General features: G+C 72.0%; 22 protein-coding genes and 3 pseudogenes. 9 read left to right on the top strand and 16 right to left on the bottom strand.

All coding sequences use genetic code 11. The annotated features are described in order from the left end of the window. The first annotated feature begins 106 nt into the window (after positions 1–106). A complete protein-coding gene (locus ACFY01_RS25745) occupies positions 107–763 on the top strand; it encodes a phosphatidylserine decarboxylase (RefSeq protein WP_390738252.1) in 657 nt (218 codons plus the stop codon). Further along, on the top strand, positions 750–1,604 hold the full coding sequence (gene pssA, locus ACFY01_RS25740; protein ID WP_390738086.1) for a CDP-diacylglycerol--serine O-phosphatidyltransferase: 855 nt from the start codon (positions 750–752) through the stop codon (positions 1,602–1,604). The genes ACFY01_RS25745 and pssA overlap by 14 nt, the downstream gene beginning before the upstream one ends. Before the next feature lie 480 nt (positions 1,605–2,084). Here pssA and ACFY01_RS25735 read toward each other — a convergent pair whose 3' ends face one another. Continuing rightward, positions 2,085–3,221: a glycerate kinase gene (locus ACFY01_RS25735; RefSeq protein ID WP_390738085.1), complete on the bottom strand. Its 1,137-nt coding sequence runs from the start codon at positions 3,219–3,221 to the stop codon at positions 2,085–2,087. Between the two features lie 174 nt (positions 3,222–3,395). On the opposite strand from ACFY01_RS25735, the gene ACFY01_RS25730 reads away from it, so the two are divergent. From ACFY01_RS25730 to ACFY01_RS25715, 4 genes are all read left to right on the top strand, one after another. Next, on the top strand, positions 3,396–4,472 hold the full coding sequence (locus ACFY01_RS25730) for an ADP-ribosylglycohydrolase family protein (RefSeq protein WP_390738084.1): 1,077 nt from the start codon (positions 3,396–3,398) through the stop codon (positions 4,470–4,472). Between the two features lie 24 nt (positions 4,473–4,496). Next, the gene (locus ACFY01_RS25725; protein WP_390738083.1) at positions 4,497–4,991 is read left to right on the top strand and encodes an NUDIX domain-containing protein; all 495 of its coding nucleotides are present in this window, start codon (positions 4,497–4,499) and stop codon (positions 4,989–4,991) included. 137 nt (positions 4,992–5,128) lie between these two features. After that, on the top strand, positions 5,129–5,518 hold the full coding sequence (locus tag ACFY01_RS25720) for an SseB family protein (protein WP_390738082.1): 390 nt from the start codon (positions 5,129–5,131) through the stop codon (positions 5,516–5,518). 181 nt (positions 5,519–5,699) lie between these two features. Continuing rightward, positions 5,700–6,434 carry an NAD-dependent deacetylase gene (locus tag ACFY01_RS25715; RefSeq protein WP_390738081.1) on the top strand — a complete coding sequence of 245 codons (735 nt, stop codon included), beginning with the start codon at positions 5,700–5,702 and terminating at the stop codon, positions 6,432–6,434. Here ACFY01_RS25715 and ACFY01_RS25710 read toward each other — a convergent pair. The 6 genes from ACFY01_RS25710 to ACFY01_RS25685 form a co-directional block, all read right to left on the bottom strand. Next, on the bottom strand, positions 6,431–6,922 hold the full coding sequence (locus tag ACFY01_RS25710; protein ID WP_390738080.1) for a methylated-DNA--[protein]-cysteine S-methyltransferase: 492 nt from the start codon (positions 6,920–6,922) through the stop codon (positions 6,431–6,433). The genes ACFY01_RS25715 and ACFY01_RS25710 overlap by 4 nt on opposite strands. Before the next feature lie 69 nt (positions 6,923–6,991). Continuing rightward, positions 6,992–8,461, bottom strand: coding sequence for an AlkA N-terminal domain-containing protein (locus ACFY01_RS25705; RefSeq protein WP_390738251.1), 1,470 nt, complete (start codon positions 8,459–8,461; stop codon positions 6,992–6,994). A gap of 125 nt (positions 8,462–8,586) precedes the next feature. Continuing rightward, positions 8,587–9,096 carry an O-acetyl-ADP-ribose deacetylase gene (locus ACFY01_RS25700; RefSeq protein WP_390738079.1) on the bottom strand — a complete coding sequence of 170 codons (510 nt, stop codon included), beginning with the start codon at positions 9,094–9,096 and terminating at the stop codon, positions 8,587–8,589. Continuing rightward, positions 9,093–10,502, bottom strand: a complete 1,410-nt coding sequence (locus ACFY01_RS25695; RefSeq protein ID WP_390738078.1) for a phytoene desaturase family protein — start codon at positions 10,500–10,502, stop codon at positions 9,093–9,095. The genes ACFY01_RS25700 and ACFY01_RS25695 overlap by 4 nt, the downstream gene beginning before the upstream one ends. A 108-nt stretch (positions 10,503–10,610) precedes the next feature. Next, entirely contained in the window at positions 10,611–11,468 is an 858-nt protein-coding gene (locus tag ACFY01_RS25690) for an inositol monophosphatase family protein (protein ID WP_390738077.1), read from the bottom strand. Between the two features lie 79 nt (positions 11,469–11,547). After that, on the bottom strand, positions 11,548–13,359 hold the full coding sequence (locus ACFY01_RS25685) for a gamma-glutamyltransferase family protein (RefSeq protein ID WP_390738076.1): 1,812 nt from the start codon (positions 13,357–13,359) through the stop codon (positions 11,548–11,550). A 232-nt stretch (positions 13,360–13,591) separates the two neighbouring features. Between ACFY01_RS25685 and ACFY01_RS25680 the strand changes: the two genes are divergently transcribed. After that, complete coding sequence (locus tag ACFY01_RS25680; protein WP_390738075.1) at positions 13,592–14,551, top strand: glycoside hydrolase family 11 protein; 960 nt, start codon at positions 13,592–13,594, stop codon at positions 14,549–14,551. On the opposite strand, the pseudogene ACFY01_RS25675 reads toward ACFY01_RS25680, so the two are convergent. After that, positions 14,548–14,652: pseudogene (locus tag ACFY01_RS25675) on the bottom strand (DNA-binding response regulator); the annotation flags it as partial. The gene ACFY01_RS25680 and the pseudogene ACFY01_RS25675 overlap by 4 nt on opposite strands. Before the next feature lie 41 nt (positions 14,653–14,693). Continuing rightward, positions 14,694–15,109: pseudogene (locus tag ACFY01_RS25670) on the bottom strand (sensor histidine kinase); the annotation flags it as partial. 2 nt (positions 15,110–15,111) lie between these two features. On the opposite strand from ACFY01_RS25670, the pseudogene ACFY01_RS25665 reads away from it, so the two are divergent. Both ACFY01_RS25665 and ACFY01_RS25660 read left to right on the top strand, forming a co-directional pair. After that, positions 15,112–15,627 (top strand): annotated as a pseudogene (locus tag ACFY01_RS25665) (class I SAM-dependent methyltransferase); the annotation flags it as partial. A gap of 127 nt (positions 15,628–15,754) precedes the next feature. Continuing rightward, a complete protein-coding gene (locus tag ACFY01_RS25660) occupies positions 15,755–16,426 on the top strand; it encodes a hypothetical protein (RefSeq protein WP_390738074.1) in 672 nt (223 codons plus the stop codon). An 18-nt stretch (positions 16,427–16,444) separates the two neighbouring features. On the opposite strand, the gene ACFY01_RS25655 is transcribed toward ACFY01_RS25660, so the two are convergent. The 7 genes from ACFY01_RS25655 to ACFY01_RS25625 form a co-directional block, all read right to left on the bottom strand. After that, positions 16,445–17,983 carry an NCS1 family nucleobase:cation symporter-1 gene (locus ACFY01_RS25655; protein ID WP_390738073.1) on the bottom strand — a complete coding sequence of 513 codons (1,539 nt, stop codon included), beginning with the start codon at positions 17,981–17,983 and terminating at the stop codon, positions 16,445–16,447. A gap of 118 nt (positions 17,984–18,101) precedes the next feature. After that, positions 18,102–19,121: a TIGR03842 family LLM class F420-dependent oxidoreductase gene (locus ACFY01_RS25650; RefSeq protein WP_390738072.1), complete on the bottom strand. Its 1,020-nt coding sequence runs from the start codon at positions 19,119–19,121 to the stop codon at positions 18,102–18,104. 11 nt (positions 19,122–19,132) lie between these two features. Beyond that, positions 19,133–20,536 carry a dihydropyrimidinase gene (gene hydA, locus ACFY01_RS25645; protein ID WP_390738071.1) on the bottom strand — a complete coding sequence of 468 codons (1,404 nt, stop codon included), beginning with the start codon at positions 20,534–20,536 and terminating at the stop codon, positions 19,133–19,135. A 31-nt stretch (positions 20,537–20,567) separates the two neighbouring features. After that, positions 20,568–21,410, bottom strand: a complete 843-nt coding sequence (locus ACFY01_RS25640) for a nitrilase-related carbon-nitrogen hydrolase (RefSeq protein ID WP_390738070.1) — start codon at positions 21,408–21,410, stop codon at positions 20,568–20,570. Between the two features lie 155 nt (positions 21,411–21,565). Further along, positions 21,566–23,143, bottom strand: coding sequence for a PucR family transcriptional regulator (locus ACFY01_RS25635; RefSeq protein ID WP_390738069.1), 1,578 nt, complete (start codon positions 23,141–23,143; stop codon positions 21,566–21,568). 47 nt (positions 23,144–23,190) lie between these two features. After that, on the bottom strand, positions 23,191–24,477 hold the full coding sequence (locus ACFY01_RS25630) for an aspartate aminotransferase family protein (protein ID WP_390738068.1): 1,287 nt from the start codon (positions 24,475–24,477) through the stop codon (positions 23,191–23,193). After that, entirely contained in the window at positions 24,474–25,316 is an 843-nt protein-coding gene (locus tag ACFY01_RS25625) for a nitrilase-related carbon-nitrogen hydrolase (protein WP_390738067.1), read from the bottom strand. Before ACFY01_RS25625 ends, ACFY01_RS25630 begins: the two co-directional genes overlap by 4 nt. Between the last annotated feature and the right edge of the window lie 115 nt (positions 25,317–25,431).

Below are 25,431 nucleotides of genomic sequence, written 5' to 3'. Positions count from 1 at the left end.
CGACTCGGCTTCCTGGCTTGCCCAGTTGCGGCCCACGACCGGTACGATCCCGGGAAAGCCGCCGTCCCCCGTTCCAGCGCGGCATCATCCGCTACGAAGGTCATCCATGCCCCACAGCCAAACCTCTGCACCTCGCGACAGCCGAGCCGGCGTACGCCTTGCGCGCGGAGCATCGCCGTGGCTTCTCCCGACCGTCGCCACCGCAGCCCTCAGCCTGGCCCGCGCACGCCGCTCCGGCGTCGCCAAGGCCGTCGCCGTGCCCGCCACCGCGCTCGCGGCGGGCATGCTGTGGTTCTTCCGCGACCCCGAGCGCGAGATCGCCCCGGGCCGGGTCATCTCTCCCGCCGACGGTGTGGTGCAGAGCATCATGCCGTGGAAGGACGGGCGTACCCGCGTCGCGATCTTCATGAGCCCGCTCAACGTCCACGTCAACCGCGCGCCCCTTTCGGGCACGGTGACGTCGGTCGAACACATCCCCGGTGGCTTCGTTCCCGCCTTCAACAAGGAGAGCGAGAACAACGAGCGCGTAGTCTGGCATTTCGACACCGAACTCGGCGACATCGAGATGATCCAGATCGCCGGCGCGGTGGCCCGCCGCATCGTGCCTTACGTCCCGCAGGGGACGAAGGTCGAGCAGGGCGACCGTATCGGTCTGATCCGCTTCGGCTCGCGTGTCGACCTCTACCTGCCCGAGGGCGTGGAGGTCGCGGTCGAGGTCGGCCAGAAGACCGTGGCTGGGGTGACTCGCATTGACCGTGATTGATCCGGAGACACAGGCGGGCTGGGTGCCCGAGGCGGACGAGGGGGACGAAGAGGAGGAGATGCCCCTCTCTCTCCGCCTCTCGATAGCGGACACCCTCACCCTCGGCAACGCCACGTGCGGGTTCATGGCGGTGTACTTCACCACCACCGGCATCCTGATCCCGCACCTCACGGGTGACCAGGAAACGGGCATGGCCCGCCACAGCGCGGCCACCGCGGTCATCCTGATGCTCTGCGCGGCGGTCTTCGACCTGTTCGACGGCCTGGTGGCGCGCAAGCTGCGCTCGTCGCCGATGGGCGCGGAGCTGGACAACCTCTCCGACCTGATCAGCTTCGGCCTGGCGCCGGCGTACTTCGTGCTGGTCTACGGCATGGTCGCGGACGACGCGCACCAGAGAGTGGCGGCGCTCGGGGCAATCGTGGTGCTCCTGGCCGTGGTCCTCCGCCTGGCGCGCTTCTCGTGCGTGACACCGGCCAACGGCATGTTCCAGGGCATGCCGTCCCCGTTCGGGGCGCTGACGGTGGTCTCCATCGTCCTGCTGGAGCTCCCCTTCGTGGCGACGCTCCTCGCCATCCTCGGCACGGCGTGGCTGATGGTGAGCCGCGTGGAGTACCCGAAGCCGCGGGGCCGCCTCGCGGCCGCGATGCTCTCCTGGATCGTCCTCTCCATGGGCCTCCTGGCCGCCTGGGCCTTCGACGCCCCCAGCGGCCAGCTCCTCCTCCAGACGGGCTGCGCCCTGCAACTCGTCATGGGCGCGGTGATCCCGCTGTTCGCCACGGCCCGCCGGGTGAACAACTTCCGCGACAACCGCCGGGAGGCACGAGCGGCCCAACTGCCGTAACGCTCAATTCGACGCTGGCCCTGGACCTCCCCGGTCCGGGGCCTTCCGTCTTTCACGGGTCCGCCCAACGCGCCGACACGCCGGCACACCGGAAGGGCAAAGCCCGGAAGGGGCGCCATGCGACGCAGTCCCCGCCCTGGGCCGGGCACAGCCCCAAGGGATACGGCGGATGCAGCCCTCACCGGGTGACGGAGGAGGCAGGGGACACCAGCCCCGCGGGGGCCGGGGCGGAGCCCCAGAGCAGTGGAGGGGGCGCAACCCCCGCCGGGGGCCGGGGACGCAGGGGACACGATCCCCGCCGGCGTCCGGGACGGATGCACGGGACGCAGTCCCCGCCGAGACCGGGGCGCAGCCCCAGAGGGGTGCAGGGGACGCAGTCCCCGTCGGGGGTCGGGGGGCGCAGCCCCCGGTGAGGCTGAAGGGGTGGAGCCCCTGGAGATGGGAAAGGGCAGGGGCGGCGGGGGCGAGGAAACGGCTGGGTCAGGTCAGGAAGTCGTGGGCGATGGCCTCGGCCACGCGTTCGAGGATCGGGCCCGCGTCCGCGATGCACGCGGCGATGTCCGGCTCGACCGCGGTCAGCGGGTAGGCGCGCCGGATCCCCGCCCGCCCCAGCGCCTCCGGCGGCAGGGCCAGCCGGCCGCACACCGCGACGACCTCCTTGCCCGCGGCCCGCGCCGCGGCGGCCACCCCCGCGGGCGCCTTCCCGTGCAGGGTCTGCTCGTCCAGGGACCCCTCACCGGTGATCACCAGCTCCGCCCTCGCCAGCGCCGGCGCGAAGCCGAGCACGTCGAGCATCACCTCGATGCCGGGGCGGAAGGAGGCGCCGAGGAGCAGCGCACCGTATCCGATGCCCCCGGCGGCCCCCGCCCCCGCGGACGCCGCGTACTCCGCCGCCTGCGGCCCGACCGCCGCCTCCAGCACCTTCGCGTAGTGCGCCAGCGCCGCGTCCAGCGCCTCCATGTCGTCCGGCGAGGCCCCCTTCTGCGGCCCGTACACCGCGGGCGCGCCCTTCGGCCCGGTCAGCGGATTGTCCACGTCGCTGGCCAGCACGAACTCGACCGAGGACAGCCGCGGGTCCAGACCCGACAGGTCCGCGCGCACGAGAGAGGCCAGCCCGCCCCCGCCCGGCGGCACCGGCTCCCCCTCGTCGTCCAGGAACCGCGCCCCCAGCGCCGTCAGCATCCCGGCCCCGCCGTCGGTCGTCGCGCTGCCGCCGACGCCGAACACGATGGCCCGCGCCCCCGCGTCCAGCGCGGCCCGCAGCAGCTCCCCGGACCCGTACGTGGAGGCCGTGAGCGGCGCGAAGACCCCGGCCGGCAGCCGCTGCAACCCGCTCGCCTCGGCCATCTCCACCACCGCGGTGCCGCCGCGCAGCGCGAACGCGGCGGTCACGTCCTGCCCCAGCGGCCCCGCGACCCGCACCTCGCGCCGTTCGAAGCCGGCGGCCACCGCCGCGTCCACGGTCCCGTCACCCCCGTCGGCGACGGGCAGCGCCTCCACCTCGACGTCCGGCACGACCCGGCGCAGACCGGCCGTCACCCGCTCGGCGACCTGCACGGCCGTCAGCGAGCCCTTGAACTTGTCCGCGGCGACGAGCACCCGTCGGGTCCCGTCCACAGAAGCGTCCGCCACCTTGTATTCCCCTTGCTCTCCGGGCCCGTCGCACGTCAGGGCCAGTCGCGCCGTTGTGACCCTAACCGGGGAAGCCACCCGCCGTCATGCCCCGCCGGAACCCTGGGAACCTCCTGGCACCCGGCTGTGCGCGCCCGGTAAACCGGGTACACCTCAGCCATGACAGCTGTACGCACCGAGCCGGAACTCGCCGACCGCGTCCTGGGCGGCTGGCTGGGGCGGATCGCCGGGAACATGCTCGGCAAGCCGGTCGAGCAGGGCGAGGTGTGGACGCGCGACCGCATCGACCGCTACCTGCGGCTGGCCGCCGCCCTGCCGCTCACCGACTACCTCCCGGAACCGGCCGACGACACCGACGGCCTCGAGCTGCGCCCCGAGTGGCGCCAGTGCGTGCGCGGCCGTGTCCACGGCAGCTGCCGCGACGACGACGTCGACTACGCAATCCTCGGCCTGCACCTGCTGGAGACCCACGGTTTCGACTTCAGCACCGAGCAGGTCGGCGACCTGTGGCTGCTGCGGCTGCCGTACCTCCAGACGTTCACGGCGGAGCGGGCCGCGTACCGCAACCTCGCAAACGGGCTCAAGCCACCGCTGACGGCCACGTACGACAACCCGTACCAGGAGTGGATCGGCGCCCTGATCCGCGCCGACATCTACGGCTGGACGTGCCCGGGCTCCCCGCGCCGTGCCGCCGATCTGGCCCGCCGGGACGCGGTGCTGTCCCACACCGGCAACGGCGTGTACGGGGCGATGTTCGCGGCGGCGCTGGTCTCGGCCGCGTTCACCGCCCCGACCGTGCGCCACGCCCTCGACACGGCGCTCACCGTGATCCCGGCGAGCAGCCGCCTGGCCCGTACCGTTCGGCGGGTCGCCGCCCTGCACGGGGCCCGGATGACGTGGCAGGACACTCTCGCCACGGTGTCGGAGGAGACGGCCGGGCTCGGCTGGATCCACACCGTCCCGAACGCGGCCGTCCTCACCGCCGGCCTGCTGTACGGCGACGGCGACTTCACCCGTACCATCGCCCTCACTGTCCGCGGCGGCCTGGACACCGACTCCAACGGTGCCACGGCCGGCTCGGTGGCCGGGGTCCTGAACGGGGCGGCGGCCATCCCGGCGCAGTGGAAGGACCCGCTGGAGGACACCGTCCGCAGCGCGGTGTTCGGCTTCGACGGCGTGCGAATCAGTGCGCTGGCGGAACGCACCCTGCGCCTGGCCACGGCGGACGGCCGGTAGGCGGCAACTGGTTACCCTGCCTGAATGACCACCGTTCAAGACTTCGCCACGTACATCGCCGGCCTGCCGCGTGTCCTCGCCGGTGCCGCCGCCCTCTTCCGGGACTCCGAGGGGCGGGTGCTGCTCGTCGAGCCGAACTACCGCGAGGGCTGGGCCCTGCCGGGCGGCACCGTCGAGTCGGACGACGGGGAGACACCGCGCCAGGGGGCGCGCCGCGAGACGCTGGAGGAGATCGGGCTCGACGTGGAGCTCGGCCGGCTGCTGGCGGTGGACTGGGTGCACGGGACGGGACGGCCGCCGCTGGTGGCGTACCTCTACGACGGCGGGGTGCTCGCCGAGGACGACTTCAAGGCGATCCGCCTCCAGGAGGAGGAGCTCCTGTCCTGGCGCCTCGTCCCCCGTGAGGAGCTCGCCGCCCATCTGCCCGGCTCCTCGGGCCGCCGCGTCCTCGCCGCCCTGGACGTGCTGGCGGAGGGTGCGGGGACGGCGGAGCTGGAGAACGGCCACCGCGTCGGCTGACCGGCCTTCCGATACGTCCCCTATATCTGATTTGTCGGCCAAGATCGGTTTAAGGGCGGGCTGCGCAGGGACTCGGGCCGTCGGGCGCGCACATGGACGTCGGTGCGTGCGTGGACGCGATGGAGGAGGACGATCCCATGAGCAACCCGCATCCCGAAGGCGACGCACAGGTCGACGCGACCGCGGCGGCCGAGGACACCCAGGCCGCGCTGATCGATCTCGCGAACAGCGTCGCCCTGGTTCCGCAGACGCTGCCACCCGAAGGTGAGCAGCCACCCGAAGGCGCTCTCGCCCTGCCGGTGATCGAGCAGGACGGCAACCGGTACGTCCCCGTCTTCACGTCGGACGACTCACTGGCGGCCGCCGGGGCCGACCCGGCCACGGCGATCAGGATCCCGGTCGTCGAGCTGGCCGTGAACTGGCCGGATGACGACCTGTGGCTGGCGGTCGACCCGTCCACCGAGGACGGCATCGCCCTCCCCTCCGACCTGGTACGGGCCCTGCCCCGGTTCACCGGCCTCACCTGACCGCCGGCGGGCAGGGCATCCGTCCACTCGTCATTCCAGGAGAGGTCGGTACGGGCCTGGGACAACCTCCGGCCGTGACTTCGCCTGACCAACCCCTTGTCCCCTCCGACCGGCCGCGGACCGCACGGGCGCGCCAGGATATCCATTCGCCGCGAACAGCCGGGCGTCCTACTCTCGGCGCATGAGCAAGCCTCTTGTCGCCGTCCTCAGTGGAGCGGGTATCTCCACGGATTCCGGGATCCCTGATTACCGCGGGCCGAACGGGCTGTGGCGGCGGGACCCGGAGGCCGAGAAGCTCGTGACGTACGAGTACTACATGGGCGATCCCGAGATCCGGCGTCAGTCCTGGCAGATGCGGCGCAAGAACCGGACGCTCGAGGCGGAGCCGAACGTCGCGCACGTGGCGGTGGCGGAGCTGGAGCGGGCCGGGGTTCCGGTCAGGGTCATCACACAGAACGTCGACGGACTGCACCAACTCGCCGGTATGCCCGCCCGCAAGGTGCTGGAACTGCACGGCAGCGCGCGGAGCGTGGTGTGCACCCGTTGCCATGTCCGCGGGCCCATGGAGGACGCCCTCGCCCGGGTCGAGGCCGGCGAGGAAGATCCACCGTGCCTGGAGTGCGGCGGGATCCTCAAATCAGCGACCGTCATGTTCGGCGAACACCTCGACCCGGTCGTCCTCGGCCAGGCCGCCGCCATCGCCAAGGCCTGCCAGATCTTCATCGCCGTCGGCACCAGCCTCCAGGTCCAGCCCGCCGCCGGCCTCGCGGGCGTAGCGGCGGACCACGGTGCGCGTCTGATCATCGTCAACGCCGAACCGACCCCGTACGACGACCGTGCGGACGAGGTCGTCCGCGAACCGATCGGCACCGCCCTGCCCGCGCTGTTGAGCGGGCTGAGCGGTGAGAAGGGCTAGAACAGCGCCGTTCCCCGTTCGAAGTCCAGCAGGCGCTGCTTGCGGTCGAGGCCGCCGCCGTAGCCGGTGAGGGAGCCGCCCGCGCCGATCACCCGGTGGCAGGGGACGATGATGCCGATCGGGTTCCTGCCGTTGGCCAGGCCCACGGCCCGGGAAGCGCCGGAGTTGCCGAGGGCCTCGGCGAGTTCGCCGTAGGAGCGGGTCTCGCCGTAGGGGATGCGGCGCAGCTGGTCCCAGACACTGCGCTGGAACGGGGTGCCGTTCAGGCGCAGTTCGAGGCTGAAGTCCTTCAGCTCCCCGGTGAAGTAGGCATTGAGCTGGTCCTGTGCCTCGGCGAAGGGCGTGTCGTCGCGGTCGCCGAAGGTCTCCTCGGGTGGGCGGTGGCGCTGGTCGGTCATGTAGAGGCCGCACAGGACGCCGTCGTGGTCGGCGACGAGGGTGAGCGGGCCGTAGGGGCTGTCGATGACGGTGTGCTGCTTGGTGTTCATGGCTGGTCCTCGCACGGTCGCGTCCGGGCTTGCACGGGTCCGTAAGGGCCTGTACGGGCCTGTACAGGCTTATACGGGGAGGAAGTTGATCGGGTGGCTGTCGGTCGCCCACAGGTACTGCACGGCGTACGCCCGCCAGGGCCGCCAGGCCGCCGCGCGTGCGGTGAGGGCGGCCGGGGTGGAGGGCAGGCCCAACTCCTGGGCGGCACGCCGGATTCCGAGGTCGGTGGGGAGGAAGGCGTCGGGGTCGCCGAGCGCGCGCATCGCGATGACGTCGACCGTCCACGGGCCGAAGCCGGGCAGGGCGAGCAGCCGGGCGCGGGCTTCGGCCCAGTCGCTCTCCAGGCCCAGGTGGAGGGAACCGTCGGCGAGTTGGCTGATCAGGTTGGTGAAGGTGGTGCGCCGGGTGCGGGGCATCGCCAGTGCCTCCGGGTCGAGGGCCGCGAGGGCCTCCGGGGGCGGGAACACGTGGGTGAGGCCGCCTTCGGGGTCGTCGACGGGCTTGCCGTGCGCGGTGACCAGGCGGGCGGCGTGGGTGCGGGCGGCGGCCGTGGAGACCTGCTGGCCCAGCACGGCCCGCATGGCGAACTCCGCCTCGTCGACGGTCCGTGGGACGCGCCGGCCGGGGGCCTTGTCGACCAGGGGCGCGAGCAGCGGGTCGGTGCGCAGCTGGTCGTCGACGGCGACCGGGTCGGCGTCCAGGTCGAGCAGCCGGCGGCAGCGGCTGATGGCGACGGTCAGGTCGCGCGGGTCGCTGAGGGTGAGGCGGCAGGCGATGTGGTCCGGCGCGGGGGTCAGCGCGACGATGCCGTGGCCGTACGGCAGCCGGAGCGTGCGCCGGTAGGCGCCGTCCCGCCACTCCTCCACGCCGGGTACGGCGGTGGCCGCGAGGTGCCCGAAGAGGTTGTCGGGGTTGAGCGGGGCGCGGAAGGGCAGCCGCAGCGAGAGTGTCCCCGGTGTACCGGGGGCGTTCTTCTTCGGTACCCGGGCGCGCAGTTCGCCGGGCGCGAGGGCGAAGACCTCGCGGACGGTGTCGTTGAAGGTGCGGATCGAGGAGAATCCGGCCGCGAAGGCGATCTCCGCCATGGGCAGCGCGGTGGTCTCGATGAGCAGGCGGGCGGTCTGGGCGCGCTGGGCGCGGGCGAGCGCGAGCGGGCCGGCGCCCAGCTCGGCGAGGAGCTGGCGCTCGACCTGCCGGGTGCTGTAGCCGAGGCGGGCGGCGAGGCCGGGCACGCCGTCGCGGTCCACAACCCCGTCGGCGATCAGCCGCATGGCGCGGGCCACCAGGTCGGCGCGCTGGTTCCACTCCGGGGAGCCGGGGCTGGTGTCGGGGCGGCAGCGTTTGCAGGCCCGGAAGCCGGCCTGCTGGCAGGCGGCGGCGCTCGGGTAGAAGGTCATGTTCGCGGGCTTGGGCGGCACGACCGGGCAGCTGGGCCGGCAGTAGATACGGGTGGTCAGGACGGCGGTGAAGAACCAGCCGTCGAAGCGGGCGTCCTTCGACTGCACGGCGCGCACACAGCGCTCCCGGTCGGCGTGCATCCCTGTCTGCATGCGTCCAGGATCCCGCAGCCGCACCGGCCGGGCTGGCGGGAATCCGACATCAACCTTGCGTGTGCTGCGTCTGCCCGGATCGGATGGCCCGCGGGCTGCCGGGGCCGCTCGGCTCAGCGGATCACGCTGTCGAACGCCTCGTACGCCCGTTCGTCGAAGAGGACGAACCGGACCTCCTCGACGGTCGTGTCGGTGGCGCGGACCGTCTCGACCGCGATGCGGGCGCCGTCGTCCATCGGCCAGCCGTAGACGCCGGTGGAGACGGCCGGGAAGGCGACCGTGCGGGCGCCGACCTCCTCGGCCACTCTGAGTGATTCGCGGTAGCAGGAGGCGAGCAGTCCGGAGCGGTCCTCGGCGGCGGACCAGACCGGGCCGACGGTGTGGATCACCCAGCGGGCGTCCAGGTCACCGGCGGTGGTGGCGACCGCCTGGCCGGTGGGCAGGCCCTTGCCGTAGTGCGAGGCGCGGAGTTTTCGGCAGTCCTCGAGGATCGCGGGGCCGCCGCGGCGGTGGATCGCGCCGTCGACGCCTCCGCCGCCCAGGAGGGAGGAGTTGGCCGCGTTGACGATGGCGTCGGCGGTCTGCCGGGTGATGTCGCCGCGCACGAGGGTGATGGTGGTCATGCCTGCCGCAGCCTCCTCCACACGGCCTTGGCCGCGTTGTGCCCCGACATGCCGTGCACGCCGGGCCCCGGCGGGGTGGCCGACGAGCAGATGAAGACGGCCGGGTGCGGGGTGTGGTACGGGAACAGGGACAGTTTGGGGCGCAGCAGGAGCTGTAGCCCGGAGACCGCGCCGGAGGCGATGTCGCCGCCCACGTAGTTGGCGTTGCGGGCGGCCAGTTCGGGCGGGCCCGCGGTGGCGCGGGCCAGGACGCGGTCGCGGAAGCCGGGGGCGAAGCGCTCCAGCTGGCGCTCTATGGCGTCCGTGAGGTCGCCGGTCCAACCGTGCGGCACGTGGCCGTACGCCCAGAAGACCTGTTTGCCCTCGGGGGCCCGGGTGGGGTCGGCGACGCCGGGCTGCACGGTGATGAGGAACGGCGGGTCGGGCGCCCGGCCCTCCCGGAACACCGCGCGCAGGGCGGTGCCGATCTCCGCGCTGTTCGCGCCGATCTGCACGGTGCCGGCGCGGCGTGCCTCGGGCGCGGTCCACGGCACCGGGCCGTCCAGCGCGTAGTCGATCTTGAAGACGCCGGGGCCGTAGCGGTAGCCGTCGTAGTAGCGGCCGAAGCCGGCGATGCGGGCCAGTGCGGTGGGCGAGGTGTCGAAGACGTACGCCCGGGCGGGTGGCAGGTCGTCCAGGCGCTTGACCTCGTAGTCGGTGTGCACGGTGCCGCCGAGGTCCTCGAGGTAGGCGGCGAGGGCGTCGGAGACGGACTGGGAGCCGCCGCGGGCCACGGGCCAGCCGCGGGCGTGCGCGGACAGCGCGAAGACCAGTCCGATGGCGCCGGTGGCGAAACCGTTGAGGGGGGCCATGACGTGGGCGACGAGACCGGCGAAGAGGGTCTTGGCGCGCTCGTCGCAAAAGCGGCGCATCAGCCAGGTGGAGGGCGGCAGCCCGGCCAGGCCGAACCGGGCGAGGGTGACGGGGTCCCGGGGCAGCGCGGTGAGCGGCAGGGACATGAAGTCACGGGCCAGGGTGTCCCACCGGCCGAGGAACGGTTCGAGCAGCCTGCGGTACGCGCCCGCGTCGCGCGGCCCGAAGGAGGCGGCCGTCTCGGCGACGGACCGGGCCAGCACGGCGGCCGTGCCGTCCGGGAAGGGGTGTGCCATGGGCAGCTCGGGATGGAGCCACTTCAGGCCGTACCGCTCCAGGGGCATCGCGCGGAAGGCCGGCGAGTTGATGCCGAGGGGGTGGGCCGCGGAGCAGGGGTCGTGGCGGAAGCCGGGCAGGGTGAGCTCTTCGGTGCGGGCTCCCCCGCCCACGGTGTCGCGGGCCTCGAAGAGGGCGACGGAGAAGCCGCGGCGGGCCAGTTCCACGGCGGCCGTCAGGCCGTTCGGTCCCGCACCCACCACGACCGCATCGAGCATCGACGGCACCTTCGGACCCCTTCGTCAGCCGATGGCCACTCGGGCTCAGCATATGCCGGGGCGCCGACGGTGCCCGGCGCGGGTGGGTTCGGCCGGGTGGCGGGACGGTCAGGCCGAGGTGCGCAGCAGTTCCACCACGCGGCGGGCCGTGGCCGCGTCCCGGGCGGCGGTGAAGGGCAGGGTGTTGCCACCCGTGATGCGGAACGGCTCGCCCGTGAGCGTGCGGTGGTCGCCGCCCGCCTCCTCGACCAGCAGCAGGCCTGCCGTGTGGTCCCAGGCCGCCTCCCAGGAGAAGGCGGTCGCGTCCAACTCTCCGCGTGCGAGGGCCAGGTACTCCAGGCCGGCCGAGCCGCACGGGCGCGGGGCCACGCCCGCGGTCCACAGGCCGAGCAGGGCGCGCTTCTGCTCGTCGGTGGTGTAGTCCGGGTGGGAGGTGGCGACCCGCAGGTCCCGGCCGGGGGCGGGGGTGCCGGCGTGCAGCGGTTCGCCGTCCAGGAAGGCGCCCTTGCTCCGTGCGGCGGTGGCCAGTTGGCCGAGGGCGGGTGCGTAGGTCCAGGAGGCGAGGGTGACGCCGCGGTGGGCGAGCGCGACCAGGGTGCAGAAGCCGTCGTCGCCGCGCACGAACTGCCGGGTGCCGTCGACGGGGTCGATGATCCAGACCGGTGCGTCGCCCTGGATCGCCTCGTACGTCGCCGGGTTGGCGTGCACCGCCTCCTCGCCCACGACGAGAGAGCCGGGCAGCAGCGCGCCGAGCCGGTCCGTGAGGTACAGCTCCGCCAGGCGGTCGGCGTCGGTGACCAGGTCGTGCGGTCCGCTCTTCTGGTCGACCTCGTGCGCGGCGAGCCGGCGGAAGCGGGGCAGGATCTCGGTCGCGGCCGCCTTGCGGATCGCCTCCTCCACGTCGGCCGCGTGGTGGGTGAGGAACGTGTCGAGAAACTCGTCGATGGTTTCCGTGTGTCCGATCATGCGTCCATGAGAGCACGTGGCACTGACAATGCCCGCCGGGCCGGTGGACAGCGGGTGGAATCGGGTTGAAGAAGCGGGGTCACCGTCCCACCGCATATCCCTGCATTCCACGCGGATTGGCCGCCGCCGACAGGATCCCGCTCCGCGGATCCCGGGCCACCGCGCACAGGCGGCCCTCCGACCAGGCGGGACCGACCGTGACGTCGTGGCCGCGGCGCCGGAGTTCCGCGACGGTCCCGGGGTCGAGGCGGGACTCGACGGTCAGGCTGCCGGGGCGCCTGCCGCGCGGGTAGAAGGAACTGGGGAAGCTGTCGTTGTGCCAGTTCGGGGCGTCGATGGCGCCCTGGAGGTCGAGGCCGCCGCGGACGGGGGCGCGCACGGCGACGGCCAGGAAGAAGTGCAGCTGCCACTGGTCCTGCTGGTCGCCGCCGGGGGTGCCGAAGGCCATGACGGGCACGCCGTCGCGCAGCGCGAGGGAGGGGGTGAGGGTGGTGCGGGGGCGGCGGCCGGGGGTGAGGGTGTTCGGCAGGCCCTCCTCCAGCCAGGTCATCTGCAAGCGGGTGCCGAGCGGGAAGCCGAGTTCGGGGACGACCGGGTTGGACTGGAGCCAGCCGCCGCTGGGTGTGGCGGCGATCATGTTGCCCCAGCGGTCGACGACGTCGAGGTGGCAGGTGTCGCCGCGGGTGCCGCCGTGGGCGGTGATCTCGGGCTCGCCCGGGGTCTTCATCACGGTGGGCTCGCCGACGCCCATCGGGTTGAAGCCGGGTTCCGTGTCGGCCGTCACGCGCGCGTGGACGGGCAGCCGGGGCGCCCGCCCGTCCGGGCTTCCGGGCCGCAGCTCGTAGGAGGCCTCCGGGCCGACGAGCCGTCGCCGCTCGGCGTTGTAGGCCTGCGACAGCAGCGTGCCGAGCGGCACCTCGGCGGCGTCCCCGTACCAGGCCTCCCGGTCGGCCATGGCGAGTTTGCAGCCCTCGACGAGCAGGTGGACGTAGTCGGCTGAGCCGTACGGGGGCAGCTCGGGCGGGAGCAGGGCGAGTTGCTGGAGAAAGGCGGGGCCCTGGCTCCAGGGGCCGGCCTTGCACACGGTCCAGCCGTTCCAGTCGTACGTCACCGGTGTCTCGTAGCTCGCGGACCATCCGGCGAGGTCGGCGGCGGTGAGCGTGCCGGCGTGCCGTTCGCCGCTGGTGTCCAGGGTGGGGCGGGCGGCCTGCCGGACGAGCGCCTCGGCGATGAAGCCGGTGCGCCACACCTCGCGCGCGGCCTCGATGCGCGCCTCGCGGTCCCCGGCCCCGGCGGTCTCGGCGAGCAGCCGTTTCCAGGTGGCGGCGAGGGCGGGGTTGCGCAGCAGCTCGCCGGACCGGGGTGCCCGGCCGCCGGGAAGGTACAGCTGGGCCGAGGAGGTCCACTCCGTCTCGAACAGCGCCCGTACGGTCTCCACGGTGGCGCCGACGTTCTCCACGGGCGCGTGCCCGTTCCCGGCGTAGCCGACGGCGTACTTCAGGACGTCGTCGAGGGTCTTGGTGCCGTGGTCGCGCAGGAGCAGCATCCAGGCGTCGAACGCGCCGGGGACGGCCGCCGCGAGCGGTCCCGTACCGGGTACGACCTCCAGCCCGAGGCCCCTGTAATGGGCGGCCGTCGCCCCCGCGGGCGCCACGCCCTGCCCGCACAGCACGCGCACCCCGCCGCCCGCCGGCGCGAGCAGGATGGGCACCTCGCCGGCGGGTCCGTTCAGGTGCGGCTCGACGACGTGCAGCACGAAGGCACCCGCCACGGCCGCGTCGTAGGCGTTGCCGCCGTCCTCCAGCACGGCCATCGCCGTCTGCGAGGCCAGCCAGTGCGTGGACGACACCATGCCGAAGGTGCCCTGGAGGGTGGGCCGGGTGGTGAACATACGGCGCAGGCTATCGAGTTGCCCTGCGAGCCCGCCCGGAGCGGTCTTCGAATGTTTCGGAGCCTTCGTTTCAGATTTCGATCTAGGACCCCTCGTACTGCAAGTGCGCAGGAGAGGCCGCTGATCAGGCGCCCGTTCCCCAGGCGAATATTTCGAAATATCGACCGAAACCATTGACGCTTGACAGGGGCAGACCAACACTGGCGCCGTTGTCAGAGAGGAGGAAGCACGTATGCGCACACTCAGGAGCACCTGGGCCCTCGCGCTGGCCGTCGTGGCTGCGCTGGTCCTCGCCGGCACCGCCCGTGCCGACACGGTGATCACGTCGAACCAGACCGGCACGAACAACGGCTACTTCTACTCGTTCTGGACCGATGGCGGCGGATCGACCTCCATGAACCTGGGCTCCGGCGGCGGCTACAGCACCTCGTGGAGCAACAGCGGGAACTTCGTCGCCGGCAAGGGCTGGGCCACCGGCGCGCGCCGGACCGTGAACTACTCGGGCAGCTTCAACCCGTCCGGGAACGCGTACCTGTCCCTCTACGGATGGACGACCAACCCGCTGGTGGAGTACTACGTCGTCGACAACTGGGGCACCTACCGGCCCACCGGCACGTACAAGGGCACCGTCACCACCGACGGCGGCACGTACGACATCTACGAGACGACGCGGTACAACGCCCCCTCCATCGAGGGCACGCGGACCTTCAACCAGTACTGGAGCGTCCGGCAGTCGAAGCGGACCGGCGGCACCATCACCACGGCCAACCACTTCGACGCCTGGGCCCGCTACGGCATGAACCTGGGCACCTTCAACTACCAGATCCTCGCCACCGAGGGCTACCAGAGCAGCGGGAACTCCAGCCTCACGCTGAGCGACGCCGGTTCGGGCGGCGGCTCGGGGGGCGGTGGCGGTGGCGGCAGCAGTGGCTGCACGGCGACCCTCTCCGCGGGCACGTCCTGGAGCGACCGCTACAACCTCAACGTCGCCGTCAGCGGCTCCAGCAACTGGACCGTCACGATGAACGTCCCGTCACCCGAGAAGATCATCGCCGCCTGGAACATCGACGCCACCTACCCCAGCAGCCAGACACTGACCGCCAAACCCAACGGCAGCGGCAACAACTGGGGCGTCACCATCCAGACCAACGGCACCCGGACCTGGCCGACCGTCTCCTGCAGCGGCGGCTAGCGTCTCTCCTGCCGGTCACGGGCGCCGGGCTTCGTCATGGCCCGGCTGACGTGGGTCTTGGCGGTGAAGGGGCTGACGACCGTGTGGGCGGCGTTCTCCTCGTCGGTGAACACGTACTCGTCTCGGGTCGCCTCGATGCCCGTCATGACCGGCATCCGCACGTCGACGAGAGCGATGTCGGGGACCGGAGGGGCAGTCGGGCGTGCGCCGAGAAACCGCCCTCCGCGCGCGGGGCGGCGCTGAGGGTGCCGCCGAGGGCGGTGACGCGTTCACGCATGCCGGTGAGGCCGGTGCCGGGCTCCGGTGGGCGGGCCGGGTCGGCGATGCGGTCGTCGTCCACGCGGACCGTCAACTCCGCGTCGCCGTAGTCGAGTCCGACGCGTATCTGGCCTCTCCGGCGTGCCGGGCCGCGTGGGTGAGGGCCTCCTGGACGATGCGGTAGACGGCCCGGTAGACGGCCGCGGCGAGCGGGCGTCCGGTGCCGGTCACGGTCAGGTCGACGGCGAGGCCGGCCGCGCGGGCGCGCTCCACGAGCAGCACGTGCGTGCGGGTGGGTTCGCCAGGCGCGGGCCTGGAACGGCGCCTTCGGCGCCCACTGGGCCACCCACCACGACGCGCTGTTCGCGGCGGCCGCCGTCGCGTCCTGCGACCGTGTCCCCGACGTCGGCTGCGGCGCCGGGGCCACGACCCGGCTCGCCCCGCGCGGGCACGCGGACGGCGCGTGCGGTTACGACGTGGTCATCAGCAGGGGCGGCGTGATGTTCTTCGCGGATCCCGCGGCCGCCTTCCGCAATCTGGTGCGAGCGCTGATGCCGGGCGGCCGGCCGGCGTTCGTGTGCCCGCGGCCGACGGGCGTCGGCATCGCACCGGTGACCGTGGAGACGGTGTGGGGCGAGGACGCGGCGGACGCGGTCGGCTTCGTCCTGTCCCGCACACCGGGCCGCACCGTGCCCGCAGGCACCCGCGCGGCCCTGGAGGAGTCCCTGCGCCCGTACGAGACCCCGCACGGCGTGCGGCTGCGCGGCGGGCTCTGGCTGGTGGCGGCGAACCGCGCGCCGGACACCCGGCGGCGGTGAGTCTCAGTGATCGCGCAGGCACGGAGCGAGTTTTCGCTTCCGTCTCACAGGGAGTCATGTGAGACTGGCGCCCCGCCCGCGGTGCGGACCCCCCATCCGCACAACCCTCCCCCACGAGAAGTGCGCCGTGCCCCCTCTTTCCCTGCCGCTCGCCCTGACCGCGCGTCTGTCGCCGGTGGCCGTACTGGCCACGGCCGGCTGGGCGCTGGCGTCCGGTCCGTTCGCCCCGGCGCCGACCGCCGGGCACCAGCCGGCCGCCCAGAAGACGGCGACCCAGTCGCCCTCGGCGCCGTCGTCGACGGCCGCGTCGACGACGTACGCCGGGGCGCCCGCGCCCTGCGGCAGCGTGACGGCGGCGACGGTCAAGTCGCTGGTGCCGGGCGCCAAGACGGCCGGCAAGGAGATCCCGTCCACCGACACCAAGCTGCGCCGCACCTGCTCCTGGAACGCGCTCAAGGGGTACGACTACCGCTGGCTCGACGTGTCCTTCGAGATAACCGCCTCGGACCAGGCGGCACAGAAGGAGTACAAGGACCGCATCACGGAGAAAAGCGGCGGAGGGGATGTTCCAGGCATCGGTGACGCCGGGTACTCCGTCGTGAACCTCACCACCGAGGACAAGCAGCAGACGCGCGAGGGCACGGTGCTGGTGCGCGTCTCCAACGCGCTGGTGGTGGTCACGTACAACGGCAGCGACTTCGAGACGAAGAAGGCGCCCGGTACGGACGAGATCAACAAGGGGGCCATCAAGGCCGCCAAGGACGCGGTACGGGCCCTGGAGGGCGGCAGGACCAGCTGACCGCCCTCCGGCCGCCCGTCAGAGCACGGGGTCCGCGGTGGCGTCCTTCCGCCCGCTCAGCAGCATCAGCGCCAGGTAGAGCACGAACGAGGTGCCCAGGCCCACCGCCCAGCCGTAGTCGGCCAGCGAGGACAGCGCCGGGATGGGCCGGCCGTCGATCAGCGGCTTGAAGCTGGCGCCGCCCACGGCCAGCACACCGCCCGCCACGAAGGCGACGACCGCCCGCCAGTTCCAGCCGCCCTCGTACCAGTACCGGCCGCCCGTGCGGTAGAGATCGGTGAGGTCCAGGCGGGTGCGGCGCAGGACCCAGTAGTCGGCGATGAGGATGCCGGCGACCGTGCCGAGCAGACCGCCGACCAGGCCGAGCCAGGTGAAGATGTAGCCCTGCGGGTCGGAGTACAGCTTCCACGGGAAGATCAGCACGCCGAGCACACAGGTGACGAGGGCTCCGGTGCGGAAACTGATCGTGCGCGGCGCGATGTTGGAGAAGTCGAAGGCCGGCGAGACCAGGTTGGCCGCGATGTTCACGGACAGGGTCGCCACCAGCACCGTCACCAGCGCGTACAGCAGCCCCACCACGCTGTCGGTCTGCGCGGCCAGCTGCACCGGGTCCCAGATCGGCTTGCCGTACACGGCCTGCGAGCCCGAGGTCACCAGCACGGAGAGGAACGCGAACAGGGTCATCGTGGTCGGCAGGCCGAGCGCCTGGCCCCAGGTCTGCGCCTTCTGGCTCTTTCCGTACCGGGTGAAGTCCGGGATGTTCAGGGACAGCGTGGACCAGAAACCGATCATGCCCATGAGCGAGGGCCAGAACAGCTTCCAGAAGTCGCCGCCCCAGCCCAGCTTGGACGGCTGGTCGAACAGCGGGCCGAGGCCGCCGGCCTTGTCGCTCATCCACCACAGCATCACGAAGGCGCCGACCAGCACGAAGGGCGCGGCCCAGTTCTCGAAGCGGCGGATCGTCTCCATGCCCCGGTAGATGATCGCGACCTGGATCGCCCAGAAGATCGCGAACGACAGCCACATGGTCCACGCGTAGCCGCCGATGTGCGAGGCGTTCGACCAGCTGTCGCCGATCAGTTTCCCGGCGAGGAAGTAGATGGCCTCGCCGCCGATCCAGGTCTGGATGCCGAACCAGCCGCAGGCCACCAACGCCCGTACGACGGCGGGCAGGTTGGCGCCGCGCACGCCGAAGGAGGCGCGGGCGAAGACCGGGAAGGGGATGCCGTACTTGGGTCCGGCGTGCCCGGTGAGCAGCATCGGCACCAGCACGATCAGGTTGGCCAGGGCGATGGTGAACACCGCCTGCTTCCAGTCCATGCCCACGGCGATGAGCCCGGAGGCGAGGGTCCAGGAGGCCGTGTTGTGGGCCATGCCGACCCACAGCGCGGAGAAGTTGTAGGTGGTCCAGGTGCGTCCGGCCACCGGGACCGGGAGCAGGTCCTCGTTGGCGTAGGGGCCACTGGGCTGCGGCGCACCGGGGGCGATCTCCACCCGGCCGTCGGCGAGGGTGACTTGGGCGGTCGGTGGTATGGCGGTGGGAGCGGTGTCGGTCATGGGCAGGCCAATCGAACGAGGTGGGACGGGAGAGGCCGTGCGGGCACTCGCCCCTCCCCGGGGACGGCGGGGAGGGGTGACCAGGAGTGGGGGGTTGGGCGGAAGACGTAGGAGCGGATCAGGAGTTGACGGCGGGGATCACTTGCGACCCGTAGGCGTCGATGACGGATTCCTGCGCGTCGTGCATGTCGTACACGGCGAACTGGTCCACGCCCAGCTCGCGGAGGACGTTCAGTTTCTCGATGTGCCTGTCGGCCGGGCCGATCAGGCAGAACCGGTCGACGATCTCGTCCGGCACGAACTGGGTGTCGGGGTTGCCGCTGCGCCCGTGGTGGGCGTAGTCGTAGCCCTGCCGGGCCTTGATGTAGTCGGTGAGTTCGTCGGGTACGGCCGCGGAGTGCTCGCCGTACTTGGCGACCAGGTCGGCGACGTGGTTGCCGACCATCCCGCCGAACCACCGGCACTGCTCGCGGGCGTGGGCGAGTGCCTCGGGCGAGTCGTCCTCGGTGACGTAGGCGGGGGCGGCGACGCAGATCTTCACCTCGGACGGGTCGCGGCCGGCGGCGCGGGCCGCGTCCTTCACGGCCTTGACCATGTACTCGGTCAAATACAGGTCGGCCAGCTGGAGGATGAATCCGTCGGCCTCCTCACCGGTCATCTTCAGCGCCTTGGGCCCGTACGCGGCCATCCACACGGGCAGTTCGGCGCCCGGCTTGATCCACGGGAACCTGACCACCGTGCCGCCGAGGTCGGCCTCCTCGCCGCGGCCGAGCGCCCGGATGACCTTCATGGCCTCGCTGATGCGGGCGAGGGTGTTGGGCTTGCGGCCCGCGACGCGCATCGCGGAGTCGCCGCGGCCGATGCCGCAGACGGTGCGGTTGCCGAACATGTCGTTGAGGGTGGCGAAGGTGGAGGCGGTGACCTCCCAGGTGCGGGTGCCCGGGTTGGTGACCATGGGGCCGATCTTCAGCCGGTCCGTGCTCGACAGGATCTGGCTGTAGATCACGAAGGGTTCCTGCCAGAGCACGGCGGAGTCGAAGGTCCAGCCGTAGGTGAAGCCGTTGCGCTCGGCGCGCTGCATCAGGCTGATGACACGGGAGGCCGGCGGGTCGGTCTGGAGGACGAGTCCGAAGTCCATGAGCGTCACTCCTAGTTGAGGTACTGACAGGTGGAGCGCGGGGTGTAGACACCGTGGCCGGCGTGTCCGGTGTACTCCCGCTCGGTGATGACCGGTTCGCCGCGCGAGAGCACGGTCTCGACCCGGCCGGTGGTGCGCCTGCCCTCGTACGCCGAGTAGTCGACGTTCATGTGGTGGGTCTCGGCGGACATGACCTGCTCGGCGTGCGGGTCGTAGATGACGACGTCGGCGTCGGCGCCGGGGGCGATGGTGCCCTTCTTCGGGTACATGCCGAACATACGGGCCGGGGTGGCGCAGGCGATCTCGATCCAGCGGCGGCGGGAGATGTGCCCGTCGACGACGGCCTGGTGGAGGAGGTCCATGCGGTTCTCCACGCCCGGCAGGCCGTTGGGGATCTTGGAGAAGTCGCCGCGGCCGAGCTCCTTCTGGCCGGTGAAGCAGAAGGGGCAGTGGTCGGTGGAGACGACCTGGAGGTCGTTGGTCCTGAGCCCCTGCCACAGCTTGGCCTGGTGCTCCTTGGGGCGCAGCGGTGTGCTGCACACGTACTTCGAGCCCTCGAAGTCCGGTTCGGCGAGGTTGTCGGTCGACAGGAACAGGTACTGCGGGCAGGTCTCGCCGAAGACCGGGAGCCCCTCGTCGCGTGCCCGCGCCAGTTCGGCCACCGCTTCCATGGCCGAGACGTGCACGACGTACAGCGGGGCGCCGGCGACCTGGGCGAGCCGGATGGCGCGGTGGGTGGCCTCGGCCTCCAGCAGGGCCTTGCGGACCTCGCCGTGGTACCTCGGGTCCGTCTCGCCGCGTGCGAGCGCCTGCTCCACCAGCACGTCGATGGCGATGCCGTTCTCCGCGTGCATCATGATCAGGCCGCCGTTCTCGGCGGAGCGCTGCATGGCGCGCAGGATCTGGCCGTCGTCGCTGTAGAAGACGCCCGGGTAGGCCATGAACTGCTTGAAGGAGGTCACGCCCTCCTCGACCAGCAGGTCCATCTCCTTCAGTGTCTCCTGGTTGACGTCGGAGACGATCATGTGGAAGCCGTAGTCGATGGCGCAGTTGCCCTCGGCCTTGGCGTGCCAGGCGTCCAGGCCCTCGCGCAGGGAGTGGCCGACGCTCTGCACCGCGAAGTCGACGATCGTGGTCGTGCCGCCCCAGGCGGCGGCCCGGGTGCCGGTCTCGAAGGTGTCGGAGGCGAAGGTGCCGCCGAACGGCAGCTCCATGTGGGTGTGGGCGTCGACGCCGCCCGGGATGACGTACTTCCCGGTGGCGTCGATGCTCCGCTCGGCGGTGAAGGCCTCGGCTGCCGGGGTGCCGGAGGCGGCGAGGGCGGCGATGCGGCCGTCCTCTATCAGGACGTCGGCGTGGATCTCGTCGGACGCGGTGATGACGAGGCCGCCACGGATGACGGTACGGCTGCTCATGATCCCTCTCCTGCCAGGGTGAACGGTTCGGTCAGGGCGCGGTCAGCGGGGAGTACGCGTCGGGACGGCGGTCGCGGAAGAACTGCCAGCGGTCGCGGACCTCCCGCAGCTTGGCCAGGTCCAGGTCGCGGACGACGAGTTCGGGCTCCTTGTCGGAGGCCACCTCGCCCACGAACTGGGCCTCCGGGTCGACGAAGTACGTCGTCCCGTAGAAGTCGTTGTCGCCCAGCTCCTCGACACCGACCCGGTTGATCGCGCCGACGAAGTACTCGTTGGCGACGGCCGCCGCCGGCTGTTCCAGCTGCCACAGGTAGGCGGACAGGCCGCGCGAGGTGGCCGACGGGTTGAAGACGATCTCGGCGCCGGCCAGGCCCAGGGCCCGCCAGCCCTCGGGGAAGTGCCGGTCGTAGCAGATGTAGACACCGATCCTGCCGACCTTGGTGTCGAAGACCGGCCAGCCGGCGTTGCCGGGACGGAAGTAGAACTTCTCCCAGAACCCAGGCACTTGGGGGATGTGGTGCTTGCGGTACTTGCCGAGGTACGAGCCGTCGGCGTCGATCACGGCCGCGGTGTTGTACAGGACGCCGGGCTGCTCCTCCTCGTACATCGGCAGGATCAGGACGACGCCCAGTTCCCTGGCGAGCGCCTGGAAGCGCTTGACGATGGGGCCGTCGGGGATCGCTTCCGCGTACTCGTAGAACGCCTTGTCCTGGACCTGGCAGAAGTAGGGTCCGTAGAACAGTTCCTGGAAGCACAGCACCTGGGCACCCTGTGCGGCCGCGTCGCGGGCCGCCTGCTCGTGCACCTGGATCATCGATTCCTTGTCGCCGGTCCAGGCGGTCTGGAAGAGGGCGGCACGGATCACTCTGCTCATCGGGACCTCCGGTCGCTCGGTGTACGGCGAGAGTAGGGAGCCCGGACGGCCCGATTGAGTTGCAGCGTGTCACGTCTGCGGGTGGGCGGCGTGTCACCGTGTCACGTGTTGCTCGGCCCATGTTTCACCGCCGTTTTCGCAGGTCGTCGTGTGTTTCAGCCCTGTTGCGCGTCGTGTGCGAGGAGTGCGATGTGCACGGAGGCCGCCTGTTCGAAGTCGTCGAGGTCGACGCCGAGGCGGCCCTGTATCGCTTCCAGCCGGCGGTAGAGCGCGGGCCGGGAGACGTGGTGGAGCTGGGCGGTGCGGGACTTGTTGCGGCCGGTGGCGAGGTAGGTGCGCAGGACGTTCAGCAGGTCCTCGCCGGCGCCGCACAGCAGCCCGTCCAGCTCCCGTTCGGCGAAGGACTGCACGTGCGGGTCGTCCCGCAGCAGCCGGATCAGGCCGCGCAGATGGACGTCCCGGAGGCGGACGACGGCCGGGAGGGCCAGGGCGGCCGAGGAGTCGGCCACGGCGTCGGCGACGTGCTGGGCCTCGCGCAGACCGGCGGGCACGTCGTCCCAGGCGGTCCGCGGATCGGCGGCGGCGACCACCGTGCGGGCCTGACCGGACTCGGTGCGCAGCCGGGTCGCGAAGTGCGCGGCGAGGGCCTCGGCGTCCTGGTCCCGGGCGAGGCTGAGCAGCACGGCGGTGGCCCCGTCGGCGAGTTCGGCGACGAGGCCCGGCAGGCCCAGCAGCCTGATCATGCGGTCGAGCCCGGCGGGTTCCGCGTCCCGGACGACGAGGGGCACGAAGGTGCGCCGGTTGACCGGCAGCCCGGCCGCGCGGGCCCGGGGCAGCAGTTGGCGGGCCGGTACGACGCCGGAGACCAGGTCGGTCAGCAGGCTCTGCGCGGACTGCTCCTCCCAGGTGTGGGCGGCGGCGGCGCCGCCGAGCATGCGGTGCAGGACGAGGGCCTCGGCGGCGCGGTCGGCGAGCAGCCGCCCGGTGGCGGTGTCGCCCCGGTGCCCGCACAGCACGATCCAGCCCCATCGCTCGCCGCGCCCGCCGAGGTCGGCGCGGATCCAGCCGCCGCCGGGGCCGCCGCCCGCCTGCCGGGCGATGCGTTCCCAGTCGCGCAGGACGTCGTCGACCGCGGACCGCTCCCCCGCCGTGGCCAGCACGCGGTGGGCGAGGTTGGTGACGACGACGGGACAGCCGCTGTGCTGGGCCACCTCGTCGAGCAGCCGTTGCAGCGGGGCGCCCGCGGTGATGAGTCCGGTGAGGGCGGTGCGTACCGCCTCCGACAGGCTGACGGCGGCGAACTTCCGGCGTACCAGCCGGGACTGCACCTCCTCGGTGAGTTCGGCGAACGGGAACGGGCGGTGCAGGACGACCAGGGGCAGCCCGCACCGCTCGGCGACCCGGCGCATGACGTCCGGCGGGGCGGGAAAGGCCCGGCCGAGCCCGAGGACGACGGCGGCGGCCTCCGCGCGGTGCAGTGACTGGATGTACTCGGCCTGTTTGCCCTCGTCACCGGCGAGCAGCACTCCGGTGGTGAGCACCATCTCGCCGCCGCTGAGCATCACGCCGACGTCGGGGGCCTCGGCGACGTGCACCCAGCGCACGGGCCGGTCGAGCTGGGCGGCGCCGGCCACCACCTCCGGCTCCCCGGCGAGCACCCGCTCCAGGTGGAGGACCTGCCGGACGGACAGGGCGGGTTCCAGGGTCTGGAGGGTCTCGAAGGTGGTGGCCATGACCTCGTTCCCTTGCTGATGTGCTGCCCGGGGCAGCTCGGCCGGTGCTACCAGGCGCTCCGCAGAGCGCGTTCGAGGATCGCGGCGCCCTCCTCGGCCTCCGCGACGGTCAGGGACAGCGGCGGTGCGATGCGCAGGGCGCTGGTGTTGTGGCCGCCGCCCTTGCCGAGGAGCAGCCCGTCCGCGCGGGCCGCCTCCAGCACCGCGGCGGCGGCCTGCGGGTCGGCCCGGTCGGTGCCGGGCTTGACCAGTTCGACGCCGATCATCAGCCCGCGTCCGCGCACCTCGCGTACGCCGGGCAGCTGGGCGGCGACGGCCCGCAGCCGTTCGATGAGCAGCCCGCCCACGCGCCGGGCGTTGCCCTGGAGGTCGTGTTCCAGCAGGTACGTCAGGTTGGCGAGGCCCGCCGCCATGGTGATCTGGGTGCCGCCGAAGGTGGAGATGCTGTTGGCGTCCAGGCAGTTCATGATGTCGGCGCGGGCGACCACACCGCCGATGGACATGCCGTTGCCGATGCCCTTGGCGAAGGTGAGCATGTCGGGCGGTCCGCTGCCGGCGTGCGCCTGCCAGCCCCAGAAGTGGTCGCCGGTGCGGCCCCAGCCGGTCTGCACCTCGTCGGCGATCCACAGGATGCCCTGGTCGCGCAGGACCTCGCGGAACGCGGCGTACAGGCCGTCGGGCGGGGAGGTGAAGCCGCCGACGCCCTGGACGGGCTCGGCGATCAGCGCGGCGGGCGGACGGGTGTGGCCGAGGATGTCCTTCAGGTCCTCGACGCAGGCGGCGATGAACTCGTCGTCGCCCAGCCCGGCGTACGGGCCGCGGGTGCGCACGCCGCCGTGGACGTACAGGGTCTGGAGCGGGGACAGGGAGGTCGGGGACCAGCCGCGGTTGCCGGTGATGCCGACGGAGCTGAAGGAGCGGCCGTGGTAGCTGTTGCGCATGGCGAGGACGGTGTTGCTGCGCCGGTAGGTGGTGGCGAGCAGCAGCGCGGTGTCGTTGGCCTCGGTGCCGGAGGTGGTGAAGAAGACCCGGGCGTCCGGGATGCCGGACAACTGGGCGATACGTTCGGCGAGTTCGACCATCGGCCGGTTGAGGTAGAGCGTGGAGGAGTGGATGATCCGCCCGGCCTGCTCGCTCACCGCCTTGGTCACCTCGGGCAGCGCGTGCGCGGTCATCGTGGTGAGGATGCCGCCGAAGAAGTCGAGGTAGCGCTTGCCTGCGGCGTCCCAGACGTGGCGGCCCTCGCCGTGGGTGAGCTCGATCGGGTCCTCGTAGTAGAGGGCGAGCCAGTCGGGCAGGACGGCCCGGTGGCGGCCCAGCAGGTCCTTGGTCACGGCTGCACCAGCCCTTCGTAGGCGTCGGGGCGGCGGTCGCGGTAGAACGCCCACGTCTGCCGCACTTCTTCGATGAGGTCGAAGTCGAGGTCGCGGACGAGGAGTTCCTCGTTGGTGTCGCCGGCGGTCGCGCCGACGAACTGGCCGCGCGGGTCGACGAAATAGCTCGTGCCGTAGAAGTCGTTGTCGCCGTAACTCTCGACGCCGACCCGGTTGATCGCGGCGACGAAGTACTCGTTGGCGACGGCCGCGGCGGGCTGCTCGAGGCGCCACAGGTGGGAGGACAGGCCGCGGTGGGTGGCGGACGGGTTGTAGACGAGCTGGGCGCCGTTCAGGCCGAGTTGCCGCCAGCCCTCCGGGAAGTGCCGGTCGTAGCAGATGTAGACGCCGATCCTGCCGACGGCGGTGTCGAAGACGGGCCAGCCGAGGTTGCCCGGCCGGAAGTAGTACTTCTCCCAGAAGCCCTTGACCTGCGGGATGTGGTGCTTGCGGTACTTGCCGAGGTAGCTGCCGTCGGCGTCGATGACGGCCGCGGTGTTGTAGTAGTGACCCGACTGCTCGATCTCGAACACCGGGACGACGATCACCATGCCGGTCTCGCGGGCCAGTTCCCGCATCCGGCTGACGGTCGGCCCGTCGGGCACCGGCTCGGCCCAGCGGTAGTGCTCCGGCTCCTGGACCTGGCAGAAGTAGGGGGCGTTGAAGACTTCCTGGAACCCGATGACCTTGGCGCCCTGCCGGGCGGCCTCGCGGGCGTGTTCCTCGTGTTTCGCCACCATGGACGCGGTGTCGCCGGTCCAGGTGGCCTGGACCAGTGCGGCGCGGACGACGTTCGCCATGAGCTGCTCCTTCGACGGGACGTTCATCCCCTCTACGCATCCCTCTACGCACGTAGACGCGGGGTCGTAGAGGGACGAACGTAAGCCTCCCGGGCGGCCTTGCCAAGACCATCGC

Source organism: Streptomyces sp. NPDC001480 (assembly GCF_042894725.1).
Classification (GTDB): Bacteria; Actinomycetota; Actinomycetes; order Streptomycetales; family Streptomycetaceae; genus Streptomyces.
The sequence above is the reverse complement of the archived record's forward strand: the minus strand, read 5'-3'. Positions and strand labels throughout refer to the sequence as shown.

Bases quoted from the DNA above. Each gene is read 5' to 3' on its own strand.
- ACFY01_RS25745 (WP_390738252.1), top strand. From the start codon at position 107: ATGCCCCACAGCCAAACCTCTGCACCTCGCGACAGCCGAGCCGGCGTA.
- ACFY01_RS25730 (WP_390738084.1), top strand. From the start codon at position 3,396: ATGACAGCTGTACGCACCGAGCCGGAACTCGCCGACCGCGTCCTGGGC.
- ACFY01_RS25725 (WP_390738083.1), top strand. From the start codon at position 4,497: ATGACCACCGTTCAAGACTTCGCCACGTACATCGCCGGCCTGCCGCGT.
- ACFY01_RS25720 (WP_390738082.1), top strand. From the start codon at position 5,129: ATGAGCAACCCGCATCCCGAAGGCGACGCACAGGTCGACGCGACCGCG.
- ACFY01_RS25715 (WP_390738081.1), top strand. From the start codon at position 5,700: ATGAGCAAGCCTCTTGTCGCCGTCCTCAGTGGAGCGGGTATCTCCACG.
- ACFY01_RS25710 (WP_390738080.1), bottom strand. From the start codon at position 6,922: ATGAACACCAAGCAGCACACCGTCATCGACAGCCCCTACGGCCCGCTC.
- ACFY01_RS25705 (WP_390738251.1), bottom strand. From the start codon at position 8,461: ATGCACGCCGACCGGGAGCGCTGTGTGCGCGCCGTGCAGTCGAAGGAC.
- ACFY01_RS25700 (WP_390738079.1), bottom strand. From the start codon at position 9,096: ATGACCACCATCACCCTCGTGCGCGGCGACATCACCCGGCAGACCGCC.
- ACFY01_RS25695 (WP_390738078.1), bottom strand. From the start codon at position 10,502: ATGCTCGATGCGGTCGTGGTGGGTGCGGGACCGAACGGCCTGACGGCC.
- ACFY01_RS25690 (WP_390738077.1), bottom strand. From the start codon at position 11,468: ATGATCGGACACACGGAAACCATCGACGAGTTTCTCGACACGTTCCTC.
- ACFY01_RS25685 (WP_390738076.1), bottom strand. From the start codon at position 13,359: ATGTTCACCACCCGGCCCACCCTCCAGGGCACCTTCGGCATGGTGTCG.
- ACFY01_RS25680 (WP_390738075.1), top strand. From the start codon at position 13,592: ATGCGCACACTCAGGAGCACCTGGGCCCTCGCGCTGGCCGTCGTGGCT.
- ACFY01_RS25655 (WP_390738073.1), bottom strand. From the start codon at position 17,983: ATGACCGACACCGCTCCCACCGCCATACCACCGACCGCCCAAGTCACC.
- ACFY01_RS25650 (WP_390738072.1), bottom strand. From the start codon at position 19,121: ATGGACTTCGGACTCGTCCTCCAGACCGACCCGCCGGCCTCCCGTGTC.
- hydA (WP_390738071.1), bottom strand. From the start codon at position 20,536: ATGAGCAGCCGTACCGTCATCCGTGGCGGCCTCGTCATCACCGCGTCC.
- ACFY01_RS25640 (WP_390738070.1), bottom strand. From the start codon at position 21,410: ATGAGCAGAGTGATCCGTGCCGCCCTCTTCCAGACCGCCTGGACCGGC.
- ACFY01_RS25635 (WP_390738069.1), bottom strand. From the start codon at position 23,143: ATGGCCACCACCTTCGAGACCCTCCAGACCCTGGAACCCGCCCTGTCC.
- ACFY01_RS25625 (WP_390738067.1), bottom strand. From the start codon at position 25,316: ATGGCGAACGTCGTCCGCGCCGCACTGGTCCAGGCCACCTGGACCGGC.